Below are 21,759 nucleotides of genomic sequence, written 5' to 3'. Positions count from 1 at the left end.
CTTTTTACAGTGATTAACATGAACTGGGAAAAAACTTGTATAGGAATAAGGAGGGAAACTAATGAAGGATTCAGATAAAAAGGGAAGTGTTGGTAGAAAGCTTTTCTGGATTTTATTTATTTTAGCATTCGCAATAACGGGCGTAACGAACTTTGCGATTGATCAGCAATTTACTTGGTTTCGTATTGTCGGGAGTGCGTTGATTTTTGGAGGTTCCTTATTGGATGCGTTGCTTTTCAGCAAGAATTATCGCGTAATTCACTCGGTATCAGTTTTCACTGTATTGATTATTCCGTTCTTTATGGTTGTCGAGCGAACGGTGAATAACTACTTTTTAGATGCTCCGGTTTACTGGCTTTGGCCAATTGGAATTCCCATCGCAGTGACTTGGATTGTTTATTTCTGGGCCACAATCGGAACTCGAAAAATCTTGCACTGGAATATGGGTTCTTGTTTAGGGATGGCATCACTGCTGGCGATTCCGGCTGTTCTTATAACCAATACAATTGCTAATCAAACCACTGTCTACAATGTGATCGAGATGAGCTTTATCACTATTCTTACATTGTTATCCTGCGGCGGACTCGGGCTGATTGCTGGTCTGTTTATGCGTAAACGCAAGCATTAAAAAAGCCATCCAGATTTTATTAATAAATCTGGATGGCTTTTTTGTTTATCAACGAAGATACCGCTCTTCGATTTGCTGTGCCGCAGCTTTCGCACCATCGACTCTCTTCATCAAATGCTGCATTTCTTCCGCTTTTTTTCGATAATCGGGTGATTGCAGCTTTTTGGTACTACGCGACAAGGCCTCTATTGTTAATTTATTAGGCGGCAAGGCAAGCGCATTGCCAAAGTTTTCGCAATATGCGACGTTAACTTCCTGTTCGTATTGTAGGCCGATGCCAATAAAGGGTTTGCCAGAAGAGCAGGCGATTTGCACGGTTCCTTCGCCGCCATGGATCACCGAAAAATCAACAAGTTCAGAAACCTCCAATGCTGGCAGCCAATCAAAGACATGGATATTTCCAGCAACGAAATCCTCTGTCAAATAGCTTTTAATTGGTGCGATCACCTCATAGTCGGTGGTCACAAAATAGGCTAACAGCTTTTCGATCAATGAACGATTTCCTGAACTGCCCATCGCAAAATAGACGACTGGCTTTTTTTGCTGACGAGCTTTTTCAATAATTCGACTCACCTCAGCTGGCAGCTCATAAGGCAGACACGCAAATATCGGACCGACAGATTGATAATTATCCGGAAAGACTAAATCTTTTGTGAAAGCCGGAAGTGTCGTGATTAAATTCAAATCGCCATCCAGCAAATCCAACGTATACTTAGGCAGTGCTAGTTTGTAGTGCTGCGCAACCTTTTTGAATCCACTGGGTTTCCAAGTCAAATGTTTAGAAGCCCTCAGAAAAAGCTTCCACAGAACCGACTTCGGCAGGTAGGCTTTATCCAGCTGACTAGGAATAATACAACCCACTTCATGATCAAAATGCGGACGGGACATCGCCACTGGTTTGACGTACACTAAAGGAACTTTTTCGATACGGGCGGATAGGAAGATCGTCACGTTACTGCCTGTCACGATCACAGAAGGAGCCAACTCGTTAATCAAAGCTAACTCACTAGCGACTCGATCAACCACAATTTCTGCCGTAAAGGGATTCTTCAAGCTTTTTCCTTGATCAAATTTAATAATCGCGGCTTCTTGCTGTGGTGTCAGTGTGGGGCTCAACAAAGTAACCTCAAACTCTGCCTCTTTAATCAATTTGACATACGTTTTTGAAAACCCGCAAAAAACGCAGTGATACTTCTTGCTCATCCGCTTGGCAATCTCGATCATCCGAGTGGTCTCCGCTAAATTAAAGGTCGCTGGGGCAAAAAGAATCGTTTTCATCACAGTCCTCATCTATTCTGCAAGGCTTGTTCGACGGCTTTTTGGGAATGGATTTCAGTTGTATCAAAAACTGGGATCGCAACATCCGCCTGTTGGATCAACAATCCAATTTCCGTGCAGCCTAAGATGACGCCTTCCGCTCCGGATTTGATTGCTTCTTCAATCACCTCGATAAATTTCTCTTTTGATTCCGTTAAAATCTTTCCATGACACAATTCAGCAAAAATGATTTGATTGATTGTTTCAATCGTGGCTTCGTTGGGAATCCATACATCGATCCCGCTGTCGATAATTTTCTGTTTGTAAAAAGCTTGAGTCATCGTATATTTCGTCCCTAATAAGGCGACCTTTTTGATTTGCTGCGCTTGTAGTTCGGCAATCGTAGCATCTGCAATATGCAGGATCGGAATCGTTAAATATTCAGCAATCTGTGGTGCGACCTTGTGCATCGTGTTGGTGCAGATTAGTAGAAAATCAGCCCCTGCTTGCTCTAATTGCTGCGCTTCTTTTCCGAGAACCGCTCCGCTTTTTTCCCATTCATTTGCTGCCTGATAGTTTTCAATTTCTTCAAAATCAACACTGGCTAGTTTAATTTTAGCCGAATGCAGCCCACCTAATTGCTGATTCATTAATTCGTTGATTCGTGTGTAATACGTTACCGTGCTTTCCCAGCTCATCCCGCCTAATAATCCAATCGTTTTCATGCGCCACCTCGTTTTTCAATTATTATAGCAAGAAACGAAAAGGAACTCGACATTCCTCGCAAACATTTAAAAACAGTTTTTAACTGAAATATGCTATGCTAACGGCAATAAATAGAGAGCTGGTGAAGCGATGTATCATGGAGAAGTGGTTCGGAAAATTCGGCTAAGTAAAGGCTTAACTCAAAAAGAGGTTTATCTCGGCATTGTTTCAAAATCCTACGCCATTGAATTTGAAAAGGGGAATCATAGTATTTCAGCGACCTTGCTGCTAGATATTTTGGAGCGACTTTCCTTAGATATGGACGAGTTTCTCTATATTAGTCAGGATTACCGCTTGAATGAGCAAGCCGATTATATTTTTCGTTACTCCAATTACAGTAACAACTATGATCTTCCAGCTCTTTATCAGCTTCTGCAGGAGCTACAAGAGCAACAAGGACCGATCGCGAATGTCCATGTTGCGGAAGTTCGTTCTCGGATTCGGATCATCGAAGCGACGAACAAAACAGGCAGCTATACACCTGATGTCGTTTTGTCAGAAGATAAGGCAACGATTATTCAGTACCTGACAAATCTGCAAACGTGGACACTGCAGGAAATCCAATTATTTGCCAACACCTTGGAATTTATTGAAGGTGAAAAACAGTTGCTCTTCTTCAAGCAGCTCTCAAAATCTTTAGAACTATACAAAAATTATGATCGCGGCAGAGAGATTTTCTGCAGTCTTTTAGTCAACTTAATTCGGGAAACGCTTGATGAAAACCTATTAGACTATGCGGAAGTATTAATTGAACAGCTTTTGCTTTTAAGTACCGAGTACAAAGAGTGCTTTCATCGACTGTGTGCCAAATTTTTCAAAGGGGTTTTGCTGACAAAACGCGGCGACGCGAACGGACAAACAGAAAGTGAGATGGTCTTAAAGATTCTTCATGAGCTCGATTATGCACCCCTTGCTAAAGAACTTGAATCACTTTTATAAAAATCTGGTCCAGTATATAAGACCTATTTAAAAAAATCCATTTTTCTGTGATACAACTAACAAGTATCAAAACAACAGGAAAGGATTTTGAAATGAAAACTATTAAACAAAAAATCGCTATTGGATTCGGACTTACACTCTCGACAATCGTCGTCTTTCCGTTTCACGCATTCGGGAATACAAATGAATCAGCTAATTTTTCTTCACAAAAATATTTAGTCAATGGGACACTTTACGAAACCGATAGTTCCAATGATGAGAATCGTTTATTCCTTCATAATGATAACGGAAGTTTAACGCTTTATCGTGACGGCAACCATTGGTATAGTGATGGCGGCGAAGTGGTTCCAGAACCCTATACCGAACCAACGACAATCCCTGAAAGCATACCTGTCACTGAGACAACAACGGAGGCACCGACAACAACTACCTCATCAAGCGTACAAATAATTGATCAGAAAACAAATACACCTGAATCAATCAAGGATGATTTTACTGATAAACAGCATAATTCAGAAACATCTGCGCTCGAAAAGGAACCACAAAGTAGTGACGAGTCACCTGCTAAGCAAGTGATAAATAATGAAAAAAAAGCGACTGAACCAAAAAAAGAATCAGCCGCTGGCTCCGAACAAACTAGCCCAGCCGCAACAACGGAAAAATCGCAAGTTGCTTCCACTGAAAGGACAAAAGAGAGCCAGTCAATCCAATCAGAAACACAGGTATTCTCTGATAAAAAATTACTGCCTAAAACGGGATCATCAAGGCGGCAAACCCTATTTTTTACAATTTCAGGCGTAATTCTTTTATTGTTAACGCTAATTTTGTTCAAAAAAACGAACCGTAACGAAGCTTCCTTAGGAGGAAAAAAATGACTAGACCATTGAATTATTCTAAGATCATCGTCGCCACGCTGCTCGTCGGACTTGTTTTCTATCTCGTTAGCAATGTAAATCACTTTATCTCTATTCCCTATATCGGCTATTTTTCTCTTTTGATTTTTGGCACGATCGCCTATTGCCTTGTTTTTGGCTTTAAAGCATACGAAAAGCTTTATCAAAAACCAGTTCAATTCTGGAAGAATTTTATCAAGTATTTCCTCATCGCCCAGCTTTTCTCTTTTGTTTTAGGGATATTGATTGTTGCGATTACTCACACCCACAAAGGAAATCCAGCAGCAGATAATCCAATTTGGTTTTTCTTTTTAATTATGCCCTTTGCCTTGATAGGCGAAGAACTATTCAGTATTTATTTCTATGACTTATTCAAATTAAAAGCTTCACCTTTAGTAGCAAATATCCTTGTTAGCATCATATTCGGTCTAATTCATTACTGGACCTATTTCAATGGGGCTATCCTATTAACGATCCTTCAAGTGATTGCGCTTCAAGGTTCTGCCAGATTTTGGTTTAATCGCAGTTATGAACAGTCAAACTCTATTCTTACCAGCTTTGCCGTTCATTACCTGTTTGATCTTGCTGGTTTCATGCTTTCCTTTCTTCTTCATTAATACTCAAAAAGGCAGTTTCTAACAATTCAGAAACTGCCCCTTTTTTATTTTTCAACAACGAAACAAATCGTTTCTGAATCCTCTGTAGCTTTCATTCCACGAATATCTCCAAAAACTTCACTGCTTTCAAAACCTATAGTGCTTAATTCCATAAGCAGTTGTTCTTGTTCAAAGACCGTTTCCCAAATGAAAAATTCTTTGATCTTATCTGGATAAAGCAAATAATGCTGATCCAAATAGGTATTGGTTCCAGAGTAATTTTTCTGTGCTGTTAAGTGTACACACGTTTCCTGCGTCCAAAAATTATTTTTCTCCAGCTGCCAAGTTCTCGCCGCTTCGAAGTCCGCATATTTCTTCGGAGTGAAGACATCAAAAATGAATCTTCCACCTTTTTTTAGCGCAGCATAAACCTTTTGAAATACGCGCTTTCGATCCTCTGGTGAAAAAACACCCAAATCACAATAGATCAAGACGATAAGATCATAGGCCTCGCTCCCTAAATCCTCTTTCAAGTAGTCCCCGCATTGATAATCAATGACGTATTGCTTTTCTTCAGCTGACTTCGCAGCATGAGCAATACTCAATTTAGAAAAATCGATCCCTTTGACCTGATAACCTGCCTCATAAAATTTTTCAGCATAAATCCCAGGACCGCAACCCAGATCCAGCAGCTTAGGAAACGACTGTGCCGGACATTTTTGTGTCAACCACGCCATAGATTGATTTATATATTCCGCATTTCTCGTGGCTCCATCAAATTCGGTATCCAAGTGGGCCGCCAACATTTGAGGCGCTAAATGCGCATCTAACCAAATTGAATCCTTGCTGTGACTAAAAATCGGGACATCCTGTTTAATATATTCCATCATTTTTTTTCCTCTTTCTCACTGACGACAATCCAACAGACAACAAAAAAACGTGAAAAATTTCTGCACAACAAATAAACTGTCTTTTCATCCGAAAATTTTCAGTTTATTCATTGTCAGAATACTTTTCCACGTTTCACTAAAATCCTTTAATTACGGAATGAATAGTGCGCCGGACCAAAATCGCCTCTCATCTATTTTTTGTGATTGTCGTCATAATAAGTTTAGCATAATCAGTTGTTTTATTACAACTCAGTCCGTCAGCTAATTTACGCTGCTGTTTCGATTGATTGATCCAGTGCTTCCTCAAGCTGCTTAAATTGTTCTTCCGTTAAGTATGGTTTGTAGGTACTCTTGATTTGATCAATTTGTGCTTGCGTAAATTGACCACGCCCTTGCTTAATGGCATCCAACAATTCATTGAACTCTTCTTCCGAAACCAATGACTCATTCTTCTGAGCATCATCTAAGATTTTTTGGAACTCTTCCATTGAGATTGTATCTGCTGATTTTGGCAATGTAATTTTTTTCTTAGAGTCTTTGGCTTGACTGTTCATCGTCAAGTCCATCGAAACTGTACTATCATCGTTTTTCGCAGCGATTTTCATTTTGGTCTTTTGTGTGTGCTTTTTCGTATTCAAGGTCGTTGTTTGTTCATATTTAGTCAGATCATCAAGATTTTTTTCCAGCTCTTTGACAGCCTTCTTCTCTTCTTTACTTCCATTTTCTTTGGCGTAGTCAATATAGCCTTTGATATCCTTCTTCGTAAAGGTCCGTTTGATTGTATCATCTTTTTTCTCAAAAGAATCAGAGTCTAACGTATTAAGATAATTCCCTAAGAACTCCCAATCAAAGTTTTCATATGCTAAACTTGTATCCGTCTTGTTATTAGCGTTCTTCTTCATATCCTCTTCAGTCATTTGGACGTATTTGCCTTTTAGCTTTTCAATTTCCTTCGCATCAAAAGCCATCTCTGCATTGAATTCCTTCATGATATTCACTGTTTCCGTCATAAAATCAGTACTTAAGTACATTGATTTTTTCTTCTGATCCATAAAGAAATCCATCGGAATCTTCTGACCTAAAACATCAATGTTCATGTCCATCGCGATTCGTTTTTTCTCGCTATCTTTAAGATAATCGCCTGAAATTTTAGTCCCGCTGATCATTTTTGCTCCTAAATCCATAGAAGCGCGAGTCCGTGCGTCTTCACCCTCACCCGAAATCGTCATTTTATCAATTACGATCGAATAGCTACCGGCATTCATTTCGCTTTGTTTCGCTAATTCTGCAGTAAACTCCTCTTGCGGCTTCTGTTTACACCCAGCAAAAAGCACTAATGCTAATGCTGTTACCATAACCAATTTTACCTTTTTCATTTTGACTCCCCCACTATGCTATTAATAGTTTTTTTAGCTGTTCCTTTCTCCATCATATAGGTAGAGAAACGGTAACACAAATATTTTTAGTCAAAATAGAGAGATTTTCCGCTAAAATTCAATAAATAAATTAAGCAGCCTAGCTCACAAAAGAAGCCAACAAACATCGACCATTTGTTGACTCGTTATTCGTAGTAGTTATCTATTTAGTTCTTTGATTTTTTCTACAGTTTTTTTCTGAACCGAGTTTTTTGCATTTGTCAAAACAGCGATCAAATTAGCCTCAGCAGGATTGCTATCATAGGCATGGCCAATACTCTGAATATAACTTTGGCGTAATTCACTTGCTACATTTATTTTGACTACATTGTAGCTTTTCATTCGTTTTAAATCACTTGAAGAAATCCCGGACCCGCCATGAATCACTAAAGGAACAGCCGATTCTTCAGCAATTTTTGCTAATAAGTCAAAATCAATCTGCGGTTCTTCATCTATTCCATGAACATTCCCCACAGAAACCGCCAATAGATCACAGCCCGTTCGTTCCACAAACTCTTTCACCTGCTTCGGATCTGTTTTGCAATCCGCTTCGCTGACATGATCATCTTCTTTTCCCTTAATCGCACCTAATTCGGCTTCCACCGGAACGCCATAGGCTTTCGCAAAATCGACGGCTGCTTTGGTATAACGAATATTTTCTTCAAAATCAAACTCTGCACCATCAATCATTACTGAATTAAATCCAGCACGTACCGCCGCTTTAAAATCCGTCAGTTTTTTCCCATGGTCCAAATGCAGCGCTACTGGTGTATCCATGAAGCGAGCTTGGCGCTTAACCATTTCCACAATGCCTTCATAGCCGGCTAATCCAATATTAGAAGGAGCAATTTGGATGAAACTTGGAATTTTGGTTTCTTCAACAGCCTCCAAGATACCTACTGTTGTTTCCAAATTGGTTGTATTAAAGGCACCGCCCACTACTTGTTGTTCCTGAATGAATTCAACTAATAAATTTCCGTTGACTAATGGCATTCCTTTTCACACTCCTTTTTCATCTCAACGCTCCTAATAAATCAGATAGCAGCTCCGCTTTATTCTCGGCTAATGCCAAAGTGCTAGATATCCCCGTACCTTGTGCTCCTAAACGAATCAAGCGACGAACATCTGCCCCACAAGTAATTCCAGCCCCTTCCATGATTAAAATATCTGGATTTACTTTTCTTACAGCCGCCATTGTATCTGCAATATATTTCTCATCGCTCAATGTTCCTGTCCCTACTAAATGATTCGGTTCACAGAGCACAATATCCGGATCAAGCATTGCCACTGCAGCTGCTTCATCTGGTGTGTCTGCACATACAATAGTAATGATCCCTAATTCTTTGGCACGTATGATTGTTGTGCTTAATTCTTTTATTGTTAATTGATGTTCCATGTGATTTAAGAATGTCGCTTGTACACCATTTTCTTTGAGGGATTCCAAGATTGTCCTCCCCATTCCTCTTCCTAATCCGTTAGCATCCGCCGTTTGTGCAGTTACAATGACGTGTTCCGTATTCTGAACAATATTTACCAATTCTGTAGCCGGTGCAACAAAAAAAATCGTAGATTCATGTTCCTTTGCATACTGATCGGTCAACTTTGCTAATTCTAGCAGCTCATTACCTACTAAATAAGACTTAGGGCTAACTGTGAAAAAGGGAGGAGTTATTGCTTCACGCTTCATCATTTTCGCTCCTTTCCTTTTTAATCAACGCATCTGAATAAGTGATAAATGCTTGATAGTTGTTCTGATATTTTTTTACTAATATTTCTTCTGGTTCATATTCCCGCAGCTCATTTGGTAGAACGGGATACCGTTGGTGACAGTGATAATAAGCCAGCATTGCCGCACCACAATTGGCTTCGCGGGCAGTACAATTGATCTGGATTACACAATTTAAAACATTGGCAAATATTTGCGGCCAAAGCTGACTTTTAGCGCCGCCGCCAATCAGCAGGCATTTATCATTTTTTTGCAACGGCCGCATTTGCTGCATCAATCTCTTGATTGCAAAGGCGGTTCCTTCATAAACTGCCAATGAAAAATCATCTTGTTCGCTATTTAAATCAATGCCAAAGAATGCTCCGGAGAGTTTGCTCTCTTTAAACAAGGTTTTATCCCCGTTCAGATAGGGAAAGAAAATCACTTGGTTCTCACCTAGTTTAGTTGTTAGCCTTGCTTCAAATTGAGTAATATCTTGCTGAATGATGTTCTCTGACCACCACTCGATCACTTTCGCACCGCTTTGCAATGCTCCTTGCGTGATAACCCGCTGGTCTTCTTTGGCGATTTTAGCTAGTATATTTTTCCCGGTGGTCAACCGCTCATTACATCTGTTTGATAGGATTACTACTCCTGATGTTCCTAAAGAAATAATCGGCTGCTGGACCTGTTGGTTTTGATTTGCGATCGCCGAAGCGACATTATCCCCAGTTCCAACTACTACAGGAATTCCTTTCTTTCCTTCAATATCGAACAAAGATAGATCCAGGGTGCCCGCACGACTAGAAGCATAGCCAACCTCTGGCAGTATTTTTTCGGAAAGCTGGAATGTGGATAAAACCTCTTCAGACCATTGTTCAGTAGTCACATTATATAAACTGCTGGTTGATGCATCACAATAATCTGTAAACAGCTCCCCAGTAAGAATCAGGCGAACATAATCCTTGGCTATCAAGATTTTCCCTAAACGTTCGTAATGTTCTGGCTCAAATTGCTTCAGCCAAATAAGATTGGCTAAAGGACTGCCTGTTGAGACAATAGCTAAAATATTTTCAGTTTGCGAATTTTTCGGTAATTCCGTTTTGATTTTCTTTACCACATCAATTGTTCGCTCATCATTCCACATGATGGCTGGTCGCACTGGCTGCTGCGCTTGATCTAAGAATACGGTTGTATGCATCTGTCCGGTAACGCCGATCGCTTCTATTTTCTGGTACGGAAAAATGGAAAAAATTTCTGCTAATTGTTCAAGAACGATCGTTGACCAAATAGTCGGATCAATTTCCCTCCAGCCGTCTTCGGTTGCGGTATAGTTGTATCTCTTACCAACATGAAAGCAGATGTTGAATCTTTCATCGTAGACTACTGTCTTGATTGAAGTAGTACCGATATCGATTCCAATATAGTATTCTGCGTTAACGTCTTTCATTGACTTAGCCTCGTTGTTCTTGAATTTTGTTTAGAGATAATTTCAGCGCATCATAGAACTTGTCTCCGTTCGCTTTCTCCAAGACTGAATCCACGCCACAGCCAACCAGCTCAGATTTTTGTCTAAAGTTAGAAAAGGTTGTCCACCCATATAAATACTGACAATCTGTAATTTTCCCATCAAAGTCTGCAACGATAATGACCATTACTTTTCTGAAAAAGTTGACTTTGCTTATTCCAGTTCCTAAATAACCAGTAAAATTCTGCTTCAATTCACTAAGCTTGCCGTTGACTTTTTTCCAATGAAAATAAGAAGAGATCGTTCCTAGCAACCAGACTAGAATTATCACAAATAAAATCTTTATTTCATCCATCACTCTCGCTCCTATCCTCTATAGACCAAATGAAGCAAAGTAAGCAATCACAATTGCCAATGGTCCTGTCAATAATTTCCCAATCAGAAAGGCTGGCACACCATTTTCAATGGTTTCAGGTTTTGCTTCCATTAATGTCAGGCCAACTGGAGCAAAATCAGAACCCACCTGGCAATTCACCGCATACAACGCCGGTAAAGCATAATGTGCCGGAATCGTTCCCGAAGCAATTTGATTCCCGATTAATAGACTGATCACTGACGCGATGATTGCTCCTGGACAAATCAACGGCGAAAGGAATGGGATACTACAAAACAGACCGATCGCGATCAGACCCCAAATACTGCCAGCTAATGGGGATAATAAGTTTGCAATGACATCCGCAAAACCTGTGTAGTTAATAATCCCGATTAGAACAGATACAAACAGCATGAAAGGAATGATATTTCGAATAATTGTATCAACAGTATCTCGTGCGGCTTGATAGATGACGTTGATTACATTTCCAACGGTTACCCCTACTTTGTTGATAGCATCCATCATGCCATTGCTTTTTGTTTTATTCGACTCGTACTTTTCACGTGCTTCTTTCGTGATGCTCTTCTTGGCTCCTGCATTTTCCTTTTCAGTACTTGTCTGATTAATAGTTGCTTCTTCTCCTTCAGCAGCTAAAGTAATACTCGTTGGCGTTACTCCTGAAACAAAAATATCCTCCGTAATATATTTTGCTAACGGACCAGAAGGTGAACCTAATTTTACATTTACTGTCGGAATTCCTAATTTTGGATATGTTCCACAACGAGCAATGCCTGCGCAGTCAATTACTGCACAAAATGCTTCCTTGGTATCAATCGGATTAGTAAATTGATCAATTACCGTCGCTCCAGATAATTCGGCGATACGTTCTGCTACTGGATTGATTCCGCCTGTCGTCACACTGATCACATATTTCTTTTCAGCTGTAGGCGTTACAACTAAAGGTCCGCCCCAGCCGCCATTACCATGAGAAATCTTTATCGTATTGAACATGTTTTTTCCTCCCCAGTTCTCTTTTCATTCCTGCTGAATTTCTATTTTAAGAAACTTCCGCTGTTCTTCTGGCTGCGAAGCGTTTGGCTAATTGCTCAGTTACAATGCCTCGAATCAGACAAATGACAAAACCTGTTAATAAGAAACGAATGGCCAAATCACTTTGATTTCCGACTGATGCAAACCCGCCTGATACCCCTAGCCAAACGAATAGTTCTGAGGAATTGGCATGTGGAAACAAACCAGTGATCGGATGCAACATTGAAACAGTTGAATCATAGAACCCTGCCTTGTATTCTTCTTCTAAAAAGGTTCCAAAGGTATAACACATTGGGTTCGTTAGAAAGAAACAAGCCAAGAAAGGAATAACGGTGTATCTCAAAAGTGTGAAACGAGTCATCTTCTTCATAAAACCAAAGACTCGATCTTCGCCGATAAATTGAATAAGAGCGTTAACAAAAAGAATCAGACAAGCAATCAACGGGATCATTCCTCCAACAAATGAAGTGAATTGATCTGCTCCCGCTTGAAACAAACCAGTAAAGTGTTCTGCGATGTTAATCAAAAAATCCATAATAAATCTTCCTTTCTCTAATTAATTGATCCTTCTTTAAAGCTAGAATGTCCTCCTTTACTTGACGGTGCCGAAAGCGATTTGTTACTATACATATATAAACGTCTATAATGGTATAGTAATAGGAACGCTTTCATTTGTCAACAGGATTTCAAAAAATAATAGGAGGAATAACAATGAAAATCTTTGAAACTACGGTAATTGCGATTGGGCAGAATGCGGAAGAATTTAAACAGGAGAACATGCTGCTATTTTTCGGCGAAGAAGCGCCGCCTGAACTTAGTGATTTTTGCTATAAAATTATGGTTACGCCAATTCAGGAAAGAATTGTTCCTGATATGGTTCTTTGCTTTAACAATGAAAGATATGCAATAACTGCTGTAGGGAAAGTTGCAGAAGAAAATCTACGGCAGCTTGGTCATATTACTGTCAATTTCGATGGTGCTGCAATAAGCGAGCTGCCAGGAACTATTCATGTTGAGCAGAAACCTCTTCCAACTATTAATGTTGGCGATCTTGTTTCTATCATAAGAACGTAATTTTCCCGAATAGATCATAGCTATCGAGAAAGAACGAATGTCATTTAGTTCCATTTCAAAGAAATTATCCCTACATATCGCATGTAAAATTGGATATAATGATATCAAGAACTTTTCGACTAAGGGTTAGGAGAATTTGATTTTATGGAAATCGATAAGAATTCATTAGTACCAATTTACGAACAAGTGATGGATTATATTAAGAAGAAAATTGAAAAAGGCGAATGGAAAAAGGGAGATAAAATTTCTACAGAAAAAGATCTCATGGAACTTTTCGATGTAAGTCGCGGTACGATCAAGAAGGCTATCTCATTACTGGTAGAAGAAAAGGTTTTAACTCAAAAGCAAGGCAAAGGTACCTTTGTCATTGACGAAAACATCAGCTTTCCTTTAGCAGAAGGTTTGATCTCTTTCTCTGAATCAATGAAAAGCCAAGGCATTGATTTTGAGACAGAATTAATCAATTTAGAAAAAAAGAAGGCAGATGAAAAAATTGCTGAGCAGCTAAAAATCAATGTTGGCGACGACTATCTTTTTATTGAGCGAACACGAACGGTGCATGATGAAGTGGTCATGTTCATTCAAAATAATATTAATATCCAATTAGCGCCCAATATCGATACTGCAGATTATGCTCACGAAAGTCTTTTTAATATAGTTGAAAAATACAGTGAACATAAGGTGGCTTATAGTGAAACTTCTTTTGCGGCTGTTCCATCTACTAAGACAATTTCCGAACTACTTCATATAGAAGAAAATTCTCCATTACTTTATCAAGAACAATTGGTTCATCTAGAAGATGATTCGATTATCGAACTAGGAAGAGTCTGGCTTAAGTCAAATAAATTTTATGTTGGAAGTATTTTGCAAAGATTATAAAATCAAATAGAAAAATCCTGTAAACACAGCAGCTAATGCTCATCGGTTTACAGGATTTTTAATTTGGCTCCAAGTAAAAAGAACAATCGGCAAATAATTAAAAACAAAACTGAGTCTCTGCCAAAATCCTAGCTGCTGAAAAATGATGAATTGATTCAATTGCGGGATACGAGCCAGTCCATACATCGCAGCAATTGTTACACTTAAAACAAATAATTTTAAATAGCGCCGGCTTTCGTAAGGATTGTTCTGTTTTTTGTAAATCCAATATAAGATTAAAGGAAACAGCAAAAAGCCAGTATAACCGATCCCTGAGCCGATATTGTGCACCCAAGTCGAGAAATCCCACTGAGCTTCAACAGAATCGACACTAAACAAGCCAGTAAAAATACAATCACCAATACCATACAGCCCGATCGCTGCGGTAGCTAAACTAGCTAGTCCCTTCGAAGTTTCTTTCAAAGCTGCATAGATTGCTGGCAACGATAGCGTATAAAAACTACCAGCAACTACTGACCAAATCAAGAAAGCACTTCGAACTGGACTATCTATATCCCCAAACAGGCTGATTACAGCAGTCAATTGATTGAGCTTTGGGTAAAATCTTCCTAAGACGTACGGTGTCAAAAAATCAGCGATTACCGCGATGAGTAAAAAATAGAAGCCGTATTTTTTTAAGTAGCGCAAATTTTCCATCTCCCAATTTCTAGCTAGAATTATTCTAACACTGGCATTGTGAACTAGAAAAAGGAAAACCCCTGAATCAATCCAACAAATAATGCAACATACGCTTATGATCGTCGTAAAAAAGCTTCGTTTCTTTATAAGCAAGGGTCTCTTCTAACGGTAGTTGCTCCAGTCCGGCTTCTGAGAACTGATAAATCGTTGCAGCAGGATAGGCCATCAGAATCGGAGAATGGGTGGCGATAATCAGTTGACTTCCTGTCTCAACTAGGCGGTGAATTTCTCGCAGCAACGTATATTGTCGACTCGTCGCAAGACCTGCTTCCGGCTCATCTAACAGATAAAAGCCTTCCTTACCGAAACGATTTTCAATGATCGACAACAGTCCTTCTCCATGAGAGCGGGTGTGTAGAGACTTTCCACCATAGGAGGCAAAAGCAACTTCGCCATCATCTTTTGCCATGTATTCCAATTCAGAGGCAACATTGTAATAAGTCTCCGAACGAAGGAAAAATTTTGTCTTAGGAAGATTCCCCTTTCTGACCAAACGCACTGACTCATGTAATTCAGAGTGACTCTCCACAGTTTGAAAATTAAAGTTCTGACTGCCGCCTTCCGGATTAATTCCATAGGCAACCGCAATCGCTTCTAGAATGGTGGATTTCCCCGTCCCATTGTCTCCAGATAGAAAAGTAACCGGTTGTTCAAAGCTTAGACTCCCTTTGCGAAAAATTTCTTGAACCGCAAAAACATCAAATGGATAAACGATCTTTTTAGGAAAATCAGTTAATTTAAGTTCATGAACAAACACCCATCTGCCTCCCATAAATTTGACTTATACACCTTCACATCATACCTTAATTATTTGACAAAGAGAAAGACGATTTCTGTAAAAAAAGCTTTGGAACATTTCAGCAGATGAAATGTTCCAAAGCCTTACTGTTACTCACCGATCAAACAGTTTAATGATCTGCCGTATTCTTGCACGACAGTATTCGCAATGTCTTGATCGATTTTTCCTTCTTTTTCTAACTGATGAATCAATTGAATGATCTTATCGTTTCCTTTGCGTTCGCTGATTCGGATTTTTTGAATCAATTTATCCAGTTGCTTTCTTAGCGTTGGATAGCTGGTAGAGTAGATATTAGACAGCTTTTTAATTGATCCAGGGGAAAGAACAAAAAATTTAATAAATTCAAGTTCTTCATCATTTAATTCCGAAATCCAACTTGGTTCTCCGTTAGTTTTCATGGCTTCCTCTTTTCTGCTAAATATTTTTCCGTTTCCCAAATACGACTAAGCCAAACATCGCTAAGAAGAACAGACCTAAAATAACTAAGCCTTTACTTTGAATACTTCCTGTTGATGGTAATCGTTTTGAAACTGTGGTTCTCTTTCCTGTAGCATTTCGATACGTTGTTTGAACATTGGTGTTTTTATTGCTAGAATTGCCGGTCTCAGGTAATTTAAGAGGATCATTTTCTTGATTGATCTCTTTTTTGCTTGGCTGATTATTTTTTACTGAGAATTTTATTGGCGTCTCATCGATCAGATAGCCATCCGGTGCTTTAGTTTCGATGATTTGATATTCACCATCAGCCAATCCTTTAATGAAAATCGAGCCATCTTCTCCAGTAACAATTTTTTCTTTTCCAGCTACAACCTGTCCTTTGTCATCTACTAACTTAAATTCGGCGTTGGCTAACGTTCGGCCAGTTTTACTATCGATTTTCTTTAATAGCAGCTCGCCAGTTGGCACTTCCTTTTCTGGCGTATACAGATTTCTAAAGATTGGCAGCTCGCCAGCTTCAAGGTTTTCGTAAGTGGCTGCAGCTTCCAACATTCCAGCCTTTTCTTTTACTATTACGGTTACTTTATATTTCGTATCATCGTATGTGACACCTGTTTCTTTGTCTGTTGGAATCGCCTCTGAGATTGTATACTCGTAGGTTCCAGCTTTGTCATAAGTGATTTCATCAAAGGTAACTTTACCATCGGCAGCATTTTTCTTTGTTTGGTCAACGTTATCACCTTTTAGGTTGAAGCTGAATTCGTCAGCTTTTAGTGAACGTCCATCTAATTCCTTCTTCGCTTCTAACTGGATACTTCCTGGTAGTGCTTTGTACACATTTTTGAAGGTTGGAATTTCTCCGGCTTCAAGGCTTTCGTAATCCACTTTTGCTTTTAATTTTCCAGCTTCTTCCACGACAGTTACAGTTACTTTATAAACTGCTTCATCATAAGTCAGACCTGTTTCTTTGTCCGCTGGAATCATCTCAGAAATCGTATACTCATAGGTTCCGGCTTTGTCGTAATCAATTTGATCGAATAGGATTTTGCCATCAGCATTATTTTTCTTCATTTGGTCAACGTTATCACCTTTTAGGTTGAAGCTGAATTCGTCAGCTTTTAGTGAACGACCGTCTAATTCCTTCTTCGCTTCTAACTGGATACTTCCTGGCAGTGCTTTGTAGGCATTTTTGAAAGTTGGAACTTCGCCGGTTTCGTAAACGGCTGTCGCTTCTAATTTTCCAGTCGTTTCTTCTACTGTTACGGTTACTTTATATTTCGTATCATCGTAAGTGACACCTGTTTCTTTGGCTGCTGGAATTTTTTCAGAGATCGTGTATTCATACGTTCCCGCTTGGTCATACGTGATAGCATCGAATAATACTTTACCATCTTTAGCATTCTTCTTCGTTTGGTCAACGCCGCCGTCGCCTTTCAACGTGAAGCTGAACTCATCCGCTTGTAGTGTACGACCGCTTAGTTCTTTCTTCGCTTCTAATTGAATCGTTCCTGGTAGTGCATTGTACGTATTTTTAAAGGTTGGAACTTCGCCTACAGTAACATCTTTGTATGTTGCTGTTGCTTCTAGCTTATTATCTTTTTCTACTACTTTGACTGTTACTTCATATTTCTTGGTGTCATAAGTCATTCCAGTTTCCAGTGCGTCGGGAACAACTTCTGAGATCGTGTACTCATACGTTCCCGCTTGGTCATACTTGATAGCATCGAATAATACTTTACCATCTTTAGCATTCTTCTTCGTTTGGTCAACACCACCGTCGCCCTTTAATGTGAAGCTGAACTCGTCGGCTTTTAGTGGGCGACCACTTAAATCCTTTTTCGCTTCTAATTGAATCGTTCCCGGTAGTGGTTTGTAGGTATTCTTAAACATTGGGACTTCGCCGGCTTTGATATTTTCGTAAACGGCTGTTGCCCCTAATTTCCCAGCCTTTTCTTCCACTGTTACCGTTACTTTATATTTCGTATCATCGTAAGTGATACCCGTTTCTTTAGCTGCTGGAATTTTTTCAGAAATCGTATATTCATACGTTCCAGCTGTGTCATACGTGATGGCATCGAATAATACTTTGCCGTCTTTATCGTTTTTCTTTGTTTGGTCAACGCCGCCGTCACCTTTCAACGTGAAGCTGAAATCTTGATCTCTCAACGCGCGACCTTCCAATGTTTTTTCTGCTTTTAACTTGATTATCGCTGGTTCTTTTACTTCCTTTTTGTTTTCTAAAATGAATGTATAGGTTTGTTCTTTGGAATCAATTGTAAATTCATATAATTTATCGTCCTTAATATAACCATCTGGAGCACTCTCTTCCTGAATAGCGTATGCGCCATAACGTAAATTACTTAATTGATCAATCAACTTTCCATCGCCAGCTACAATTTTATTGTTCTTCACTTCTAGATTTGGAATAAATATTTCATAGTTATTTTCACTGTTTTTACGATAGATATTGAAAAAGGTTGATTCATTAATAGAAGTCTTGTCATCACTATCAATTTTATGAATAATCAGCGCACCATTTACACCACTTGAAGTACCAGAACCGTCAGTTGATTTTACAATTACTTCCTCGGTTACTTGATGAATTTCTGTTGTGCCACCGCTAAGTTTTACATCATTTGTAATTTTCTCACTATTCATTATTCCCGGATCTAGCTTTGTTTGGTACTCGATAATGTAAGGCTTTATAATGTATTCGTCAAACTCTATTTTTAGGCTTTGAGTTCCTTCAACTGAATCAGTCAAAAGTGACGCGCCCTTTCCTTCAGGAAATATGACTTCTGATCCTTTATCAAAGTTGTTTCCATTTTTGATTGCTTCATAAACCTTTACGACTACTTGATTTTTTTCATCCAAGATAAATGTTTGTTGATTTAGTTTTACAGTATCCATAATTGTGGCGTTATGAATCTTCTTAGAATCTTTATTGATTATTACTTGCCAATCAACCAAACGATTATTTTGAAGCCCCTCTTTGGTTAACCAATAATCCTTTTCAGAAACAAGTACTTCTGCATCAGCAGAGACGATTTTTTCACTTTTATCATTTTGCAATTCTGCATAATTCTTGTATCTGTAAAAATCTTCATCTGCATCCACTGCAACGGCAATTGATAATGTCTTGTCCGTTTCCTTAAGAAGTGTAATAACGATATCACCGTTTACAACTTCATAGTTGTAATCTATCCCTACTTCTAATTTTTTTCCGTAACTTTCTGTAAGATCACCATCACGATTCAGCGTCGTTTCATATATTGTCAGTTTCCTAAGGACTTGCCCTTCGCCTAAAGTATCAATGATTTTATAATTTGCTGGAATCTTATTCTTAAAGAGATTAAATTTAGCAATCCAATAAACACTATCTTCAGGTGCTTCAGTCTCTTCAAAAATATTCGTAAAGTTCAAATTGTTTTTCTTAAGGAATTTTTTCATGGCTTCATGGACATCTTCACCTTCTCCAACAAAGAAACCACCTTTATCAGCATTTTTCAACCAATTATTACTGATCCATTGCTCGGCTTGATCGCCTGCTTTATGAGATATCCCATTTTCATCTTTATACTCAGCAAATAAGATGTTGCTAAAGCGATTTCCAGCCATTGAAGGAAAACTACCTGACTCTTTCAACTCATTTTGTTTGTTAATATCAAACTTCGTTTTGTAGGTCATCATTAATTTTTCGGTAATAGTCTTTTTGAAAGTAATCTTAAATCCAGATTCCATTATTTCCGAAGTTCCTGGTATTGCTCTTGTTAAGATTTCGACCTCATAATCATTTCCGTCAACCAACAGCGTGCCAGAAACCGTTTTAATCACTAGTTCATCTTTTATTAAAGTTAAAGCACTGACATTACCACCATTGGCCATTTCATATAAATCAGTAACAACAAGGTTATCAATTGTTATGCCAGCTTTATTTATCTCAGCACTCCATGCAAGAATCATTTTGTCTACATCTTTATTGTTACCATCGGCAGCTTTATCCACTCCAATTCCCGTCTCTGGACTAACCGTACCGCCAGCACTATTATCATTTTTATTTCCGTCATCATCAACAGTCATATAGTTGTTGATTCTCGTGTCTGACATGATAGGATTAGCCATTTTGGTTTTATAGGTGATTAAATAGCTTCCCGCTTCTTTAAACTTAATTTCAAAACCAACTGTATTTCCTGAACTATGTTTGGTTGTACTTTTAAGTTCCCATTTGTCCTTATTTATAGAAGAACCGTCTTGTTTATTTTTCACCTCAATACTGTCTTCTACAAGATAATGGAGTGCGCCTTCAGCATTTTTTCCCTCATACGTCCTATCTGTTATAAGACCATCGGCTTTTGTGAAAGAAGCAGATACTTCCCATGATGCCTCGCCTGTTTGAGGATCATAGCTGATAAATCGTTTGTAATTATCTACTTCCTTAAAACTTACGGTAGCTGATGCATCCTTTTCCAAGAACTCATTTCCAGTAATCTTAGCAGTATTGGTATACGTTTCAAGATTTGTTTTCTTTTGATCGACATATGCATTGATTGAGATTTTAACTGGAGTTGTGATCGGATCATTAAAGGTAAAGGTCTGAGCAACTGAATTATACGTATATAAGTTGGCCGTTTCTTCCCATTTACCATCTTTGAAGATATACCCCTTAGAAGCGATATACCCTAGCCCTTCCGGCATCGGATCAGTTACTACAACATTCGTCAAACTCTTACCGTCTTTATTGAAATCTATCTCCCAGGTCACTGTTGCATTGCTGTCGATTCTACCAGCTTTTGAGATATCCATTTGAAAAATCGGTACAACGATCGTAATCTCTTTGTTTTGATCATCATAAATTTCTGTTTTGATTTCTATTTCTTTATCTATGCTTTTCACATCAAGAGAAGTGCTTAAATTAATTTCGCCTTTGCGATTAGAGCGATTCCCTGCATTTTCATTAAAGACAATCTTCAAATTACCAGAAGTGTCTAAATGGAAGGTTCCTAATTCTTGACCATCATTTTTAAGTATTTCAGAAACAGGGTTATGCACCGCAAAACTTTCTGGAAGTTTATACTCGTAGTAATCACCGCTAACAATGTCCACCGAATCTAGTAAAGACCAATCAATATGAATCTTAATATTGTCATTATATTTTGCTGGATTCTCAGCGGTAAATGGGTTGCCATCTCTATCCGTTATAGAAATACTATCGAATAGTTTTACATTTCTCTCATTTAGATTATTATTATGTGTTCGAGTTTGTTTAACTGCTGAAGAATTCGTTTCGTTGATTTCAGTTTTAATAACAGGATCAGCAGTAGGGTCTACTTTTTTATCATAGTAGATGGTTGAAACAATATTATCTCCGAAATTGATCGGTTCTATTTCTAAATCTTCAGATGTAGTTTCAGCATTCAACTCTAAAATCCCTTCATAAAATTTTGCGCTGGTAAATTCCGGTGCTCGTCCGTCTTCCGTTTCTTCGTAATTTTTAGCAAGCTGAAATAGCAGTTGTTGATTTCTTACTTGGTAATTTCCCATTCCATCGGCTAAACTGCCTGATTGATCTGGAAAATTTAGATTTGCTGGCAAGTTGACTGTTACGATTGTATTCTCTTCAATTAGTGTAGCCTTCGCTAATGACCAATCTAATTTGAGCTTTACTGCAGCTTTGTGCTTCACTCGATTGGTTTCTGTAATCTCTTGATCAGTCGTATCGGTAATCAGTGCTTGATTAATCACCACCTCAGCTGATTCAATAGTCTCTGCGAAAATCGACAGTGGAAAGCTACTGATCAGCATCCCAACTATTGCAGATAGTGACCATATTTTTTTTAATCGATTCATCTGTT

Annotated in this window: 20 protein-coding genes; 6 read left to right on the top strand and 14 right to left on the bottom strand. The window is 38.7% G+C overall.

Features of this window, described 5'->3' with window-relative positions:
* The first annotated feature begins 61 nt into the window (after positions 1 to 61).
* Positions 62 to 628 carry a hypothetical protein gene (locus OMU_RS09630; RefSeq protein ID WP_016179730.1) on the top strand — a complete coding sequence of 189 codons (567 nt, stop codon included), beginning with the start codon at positions 62 to 64 and terminating at the stop codon, positions 626 to 628.
* A 48-nt stretch (positions 629 to 676) separates the two neighbouring features.
* Here OMU_RS09630 and OMU_RS09625 read toward each other — a convergent pair whose 3' ends face one another.
* Together OMU_RS09625 and OMU_RS09620 are read right to left on the bottom strand one after the other, a co-directional pair.
* Positions 677 to 1,906, bottom strand: a complete 1,230-nt coding sequence (locus tag OMU_RS09625; RefSeq protein WP_016179729.1) for a glycosyltransferase — start codon at positions 1,904 to 1,906, stop codon at positions 677 to 679.
* An 8-nt stretch (positions 1,907 to 1,914) separates the two neighbouring features.
* The gene (locus OMU_RS09620; RefSeq protein ID WP_016179728.1) at positions 1,915 to 2,610 is read right to left on the bottom strand and encodes an aspartate/glutamate racemase family protein; all 696 of its coding nucleotides are present in this window, start codon (positions 2,608 to 2,610) and stop codon (positions 1,915 to 1,917) included.
* 130 nt (positions 2,611 to 2,740) lie between these two features.
* On the opposite strand from OMU_RS09620, the gene OMU_RS09615 reads away from it, so the two are divergent.
* From OMU_RS09615 to OMU_RS09605, 3 genes are all read left to right on the top strand, one after another.
* Positions 2,741 to 3,589 (top strand): helix-turn-helix domain-containing protein, encoded by an 849-nt coding sequence (locus tag OMU_RS09615; RefSeq protein ID WP_016179727.1) that lies wholly within the window; start codon positions 2,741 to 2,743, stop codon positions 3,587 to 3,589.
* 92 nt (positions 3,590 to 3,681) lie between these two features.
* Positions 3,682 to 4,464: a hypothetical protein gene (locus OMU_RS09610; RefSeq protein ID WP_016179726.1), complete on the top strand. Its 783-nt coding sequence runs from the start codon at positions 3,682 to 3,684 to the stop codon at positions 4,462 to 4,464.
* Complete coding sequence (locus OMU_RS09605; protein ID WP_016179725.1) at positions 4,461 to 5,099, top strand: CPBP family intramembrane glutamic endopeptidase; 639 nt, start codon at positions 4,461 to 4,463, stop codon at positions 5,097 to 5,099. Before OMU_RS09610 ends, OMU_RS09605 begins: the two co-directional genes overlap by 4 nt.
* A gap of 44 nt (positions 5,100 to 5,143) precedes the next feature.
* On the opposite strand, the gene OMU_RS09600 is transcribed toward OMU_RS09605, so the two are convergent.
* From OMU_RS09600 to srlA, 8 genes are all read right to left on the bottom strand, one after another.
* Positions 5,144 to 5,968 carry a class I SAM-dependent methyltransferase gene (locus OMU_RS09600; protein WP_016179724.1) on the bottom strand — a complete coding sequence of 275 codons (825 nt, stop codon included), beginning with the start codon at positions 5,966 to 5,968 and terminating at the stop codon, positions 5,144 to 5,146.
* Between the two features lie 266 nt (positions 5,969 to 6,234).
* The gene (locus OMU_RS09595; protein WP_016179723.1) at positions 6,235 to 7,344 is read right to left on the bottom strand and encodes a hypothetical protein; all 1,110 of its coding nucleotides are present in this window, start codon (positions 7,342 to 7,344) and stop codon (positions 6,235 to 6,237) included.
* A gap of 198 nt (positions 7,345 to 7,542) precedes the next feature.
* A complete protein-coding gene (locus tag OMU_RS09590) occupies positions 7,543 to 8,376 on the bottom strand; it encodes a class II aldolase (protein ID WP_016179722.1) in 834 nt (277 codons plus the stop codon).
* A 19-nt stretch (positions 8,377 to 8,395) separates the two neighbouring features.
* Positions 8,396 to 9,070 (bottom strand): triose-phosphate isomerase, encoded by a 675-nt coding sequence (locus OMU_RS09585; protein WP_227655564.1) that lies wholly within the window; start codon positions 9,068 to 9,070, stop codon positions 8,396 to 8,398.
* Positions 9,060 to 10,538 (bottom strand): xylulokinase, encoded by a 1,479-nt coding sequence (locus tag OMU_RS09580; RefSeq protein ID WP_016179720.1) that lies wholly within the window; start codon positions 10,536 to 10,538, stop codon positions 9,060 to 9,062. Before OMU_RS09580 ends, OMU_RS09585 begins: the two co-directional genes overlap by 11 nt.
* A 4-nt stretch (positions 10,539 to 10,542) precedes the next feature.
* The gene (locus OMU_RS09575; protein ID WP_016179719.1) at positions 10,543 to 10,911 is read right to left on the bottom strand and encodes a transcriptional regulator GutM; all 369 of its coding nucleotides are present in this window, start codon (positions 10,909 to 10,911) and stop codon (positions 10,543 to 10,545) included.
* Positions 10,912 to 10,929: 18 nt separating this feature from the next.
* Complete coding sequence (gene srlE, locus OMU_RS09570; protein WP_016179718.1) at positions 10,930 to 11,940, bottom strand: PTS glucitol/sorbitol transporter subunit IIB; 1,011 nt, start codon at positions 11,938 to 11,940, stop codon at positions 10,930 to 10,932.
* A gap of 46 nt (positions 11,941 to 11,986) precedes the next feature.
* Positions 11,987 to 12,514 (bottom strand): PTS glucitol/sorbitol transporter subunit IIC, encoded by a 528-nt coding sequence (gene srlA / locus OMU_RS09565; RefSeq protein WP_016179717.1) that lies wholly within the window; start codon positions 12,512 to 12,514, stop codon positions 11,987 to 11,989.
* 176 nt (positions 12,515 to 12,690) lie between these two features.
* On the opposite strand from srlA, the gene OMU_RS09560 reads away from it, so the two are divergent.
* Positions 12,691 to 13,053, top strand: a complete 363-nt coding sequence (locus tag OMU_RS09560; RefSeq protein WP_016179716.1) for a PTS glucitol/sorbitol transporter subunit IIA — start codon at positions 12,691 to 12,693, stop codon at positions 13,051 to 13,053.
* 144 nt (positions 13,054 to 13,197) lie between these two features.
* Positions 13,198 to 13,932, top strand: coding sequence for a GntR family transcriptional regulator (locus OMU_RS09555; protein ID WP_016179715.1), 735 nt, complete (start codon positions 13,198 to 13,200; stop codon positions 13,930 to 13,932).
* A 39-nt stretch (positions 13,933 to 13,971) separates the two neighbouring features.
* Here OMU_RS09555 and OMU_RS09550 read toward each other — a convergent pair whose 3' ends face one another.
* The 4 genes from OMU_RS09550 to OMU_RS09535 form a co-directional block, all read right to left on the bottom strand.
* Positions 13,972 to 14,619, bottom strand: coding sequence for a DUF998 domain-containing protein (locus OMU_RS09550; protein WP_016179714.1), 648 nt, complete (start codon positions 14,617 to 14,619; stop codon positions 13,972 to 13,974).
* 76 nt (positions 14,620 to 14,695) lie between these two features.
* Complete coding sequence (locus tag OMU_RS09545; RefSeq protein WP_016179713.1) at positions 14,696 to 15,427, bottom strand: AAA family ATPase; 732 nt, start codon at positions 15,425 to 15,427, stop codon at positions 14,696 to 14,698.
* Between the two features lie 131 nt (positions 15,428 to 15,558).
* Positions 15,559 to 15,867: a DUF2089 family protein gene (locus OMU_RS09540; protein WP_016179712.1), complete on the bottom strand. Its 309-nt coding sequence runs from the start codon at positions 15,865 to 15,867 to the stop codon at positions 15,559 to 15,561.
* Positions 15,868 to 15,883: 16 nt separating this feature from the next.
* Entirely contained in the window at positions 15,884 to 21,754 is a 5,871-nt protein-coding gene (locus OMU_RS09535; protein WP_016179711.1) for a Spy0128 family protein, read from the bottom strand.
* Between the last annotated feature and the right edge of the window lie 5 nt (positions 21,755 to 21,759).

Origin of the sequence: Enterococcus avium ATCC 14025 (assembly GCF_000406965.1) — a bacterium.
Taxonomy (GTDB): domain Bacteria; phylum Bacillota; class Bacilli; order Lactobacillales; family Enterococcaceae; genus Enterococcus_A; species Enterococcus_A avium.
Note: the sequence above shows the minus strand (reverse complement) of the source record. Positions and strands in the feature narration are given on the sequence as shown.